Origin of the sequence: Streptomyces chilikensis (assembly GCF_001642695.1) — a bacterium.
Lineage (GTDB): Bacteria > Actinomycetota > Actinomycetes > Streptomycetales > Streptomycetaceae > Streptomyces > Streptomyces chilikensis.
In genome coordinates this window covers 1-2,141 of the sequence record NZ_LWCC02000037.1, presented here as the reverse complement: position 1 = coordinate 2,141, position 2,141 = coordinate 1, and the positions used below count along the sequence as shown (strand labels likewise).

3 protein-coding genes and 1 pseudogene are annotated in these 2,141 nt (G+C 74.5%); 2 read left to right on the top strand and 2 right to left on the bottom strand.

The window, feature by feature from the left end:
• Positions 1-23: 23 nt before the first annotated feature.
• Positions 24-566, bottom strand: a complete 543-nt coding sequence (locus A2U95_RS21465; protein ID WP_166025786.1) for a type 1 glutamine amidotransferase domain-containing protein — start codon at positions 564-566, stop codon at positions 24-26.
• A 51-nt stretch (positions 567-617) separates the two neighbouring features.
• Positions 618-989: a DUF2795 domain-containing protein gene (locus A2U95_RS21460; protein ID WP_166025784.1), complete on the bottom strand. Its 372-nt coding sequence runs from the start codon at positions 987-989 to the stop codon at positions 618-620.
• Positions 990-1,166: 177 nt separating this feature from the next.
• Here A2U95_RS21460 and A2U95_RS21455 point away from each other — a divergent pair, with 177 nt between their 5' ends.
• Both A2U95_RS21455 and A2U95_RS21450 read left to right on the top strand, forming a co-directional pair.
• Positions 1,167-1,409: a hypothetical protein gene (locus A2U95_RS21455; protein WP_166025780.1), complete on the top strand. Its 243-nt coding sequence runs from the start codon at positions 1,167-1,169 to the stop codon at positions 1,407-1,409.
• A 198-nt stretch (positions 1,410-1,607) separates the two neighbouring features.
• Positions 1,608-2,141, top strand: a pseudogene (locus A2U95_RS21450) (hypothetical protein); the annotation flags it as partial.

The following is a 2,141-nucleotide window of genomic DNA, read 5'->3' as shown; positions in this document are numbered from 1 at the left end:
CCCCCCCCCCCCCCCCCCGCCGCCTAGCCGGCCCGCGCGGCGAACTCGCGCAGCAGTGCCTCGTCGAAGGCGTCGAGGTCGTCCGGCTTGCGGCTGGTGACCAGCACGTTGGGGCCGTTGGTGTCGACCTTGACCTCCTCGTCGACCCAGGTCCCGCCGGCGTTGGCGATGTCGGTCCGCAGGCTCGGCCAGGAGGCCACCTCCCGGCCGGAGACCACACCGGCCTCGACCAGCGTCCACGGCGCGTGACAGATCGCGGCGACCGGGATGCCCTGCTCGAAGAAGTCCTTCACCAGGGCGACGGCCTTCTCGTCCATCCGCAGGGCGTCCGGGTTGGCGACGCCGCCGGGCAGGACCAGCCCGTCGAACTCCTGGGCCGAGACCTGGTCCACCGTCCTGTCGACGGGGAACGTGTCCGCCTTGTCCAGGTGGTTGAACCCCTGGACCTCGCCGGACCGCGTCGACACCAGGACGGCCTCGTGCCCGGCGTCGGTCACCGCCTGCCACGGCTTGGTGAGTTCGACCTGCTCGACGCCCTCGGGCGCCGTCAGAAATGCGATGCGCATGCTCGGTTTCCCATCCTTCCTTCTCCCCCCGGGTGCGTGGTCCGGCGGGCGTTACGCCGGACGGGTGATCGCTTCGGCGAGTTGCTGGACGTTGGCGTAGCGCGCCTTGTGCGGCAGGTGCTCCAAGGGCTCCACCAGGGCGTCCGGTGCGTGGTTGCGGCGCAGGGTGCGCGCCAGTTGCTGAGGGCCCGCCGGGAACGAGGTGCGGCCCAGGATGCGCGCCAGTTCCAGCCGTACCGTCGCCAGCGGGGCCTCCCGCACGCTCTGCGTGCCGCCCGCCACCGCCGGATCGTCGTCGGCGACCGGCTCGGGGTCGTGCCACTCCTCCGTCCGGGTGGGATGTCCTGACTGCAGCAGTCCCCTCAGCTCGTGCTTCATCTCGTCGTCCCGGTGAACGCTCAACCGGTCGCTGCCACGCTGCATGGCTCCCTCCACATCTTCGGGTGGCCCCCGCGTACCCGAGGAGGCGGAGGCGACACACCGGGGAGGCGGGTGGCCCGGCCCGTGTCCCGTCGGCGCGCGGGAGTCCGGAATGTCCGGCAGTCTGAAGAGGACCCGGGGCGCTCCGCCGCCCCCGTTCACCCCTGGGAGGACGGACCCATGGTGGTGCTCGTAGTGATCATCCCGGTTCTGATGCTCTGCATGATGCTGGCGATGGACTGGTACGAGGACTTCGTCTTCCCTCGACCGGAGGGGGACACGGCCTCGGCCGACGGGGATGTCGCACTGCCGGCCGTGACGCCGGTTCCGGCTCCTCTGGCGCTGCCCGCGCCACCGGCGGTACGGCAGGCCCTGCCGGGCGGCACGCCCGGCGCGGGGGCCCCGCCCGGACGGGCGTCCTGAACCCGCGGCGCCGGGAGCGGTGACGAGGGGCGGCGGAGCGTCATCGGGGGAGGGCGGGACAGGGCCGGGCACGAGGGCCTCGCCTCCCTCGTCCGGCGGAGGGGATCACGCGGATGGGGCCGTGCGACGGGCGGCGGCGGCCCGGCCCGGCTGGGATGGAGGGGCCAGTTCTCTTCCGGCTGAAGGAGCTCTAGCCCCATGCGCCGCACTCTCCGTGTCCTGTCCGCCGCAGCACTCGCCGGCGCGGCGGTGACGGTCGCCGCGCCCGTCGCCTCCGCCGAACCGGCCTCCTGCGACCCCGGCGCCCCCGGCGCGTCCTCGCAGGCCGTGGCGGGCATCGCCACGTCGCAGCGGCGCGCTCCGGAACCCGGCGGCCCGGGCGCCTGCCCCGAGGGGAACGGCTCCGGCGGGCTGCGCGGTGCGATGGCCGCGGCCCCCTGCGAGGACGGCGCGGACCCGTCGGTCTGCGCCGCGCCGGACGAGGCCGTGCCGCGGGACGAGGCGCTCGGTGACACGGGTGACCTCGGTGACGCGGGTGACCTCGGTGACACGGGTGACCTCGGTGACACGGGTGACGGGGAACTGTCCGGGGAACCCCTCGGCGACCTGGAGCCGGAAGGCGGCGCGGGCGGGGAGCCGGCCGATCCGGCGGTCGGATCCGCGACGGACATCGAGGTCGAGCCGGTCGGTCCCGAACTCCTCCACGAACCGGGTGCGGGCGGCTCCGGCGGC

Coding starts and splice junctions, on each gene's coding strand:
- A2U95_RS21460 (WP_166025784.1), bottom strand. CDS start 989: ATGCAGCGTGGCAGCGACCGGTTGAGCGTTCACCGGGACGACGAGATG.
- A2U95_RS21455 (WP_166025780.1), top strand. CDS start 1,167: ATGGTGGTGCTCGTAGTGATCATCCCGGTTCTGATGCTCTGCATGATG.
- A2U95_RS21465 (WP_166025786.1), bottom strand. CDS start 566: ATGCGCATCGCATTTCTGACGGCGCCCGAGGGCGTCGAGCAGGTCGAA.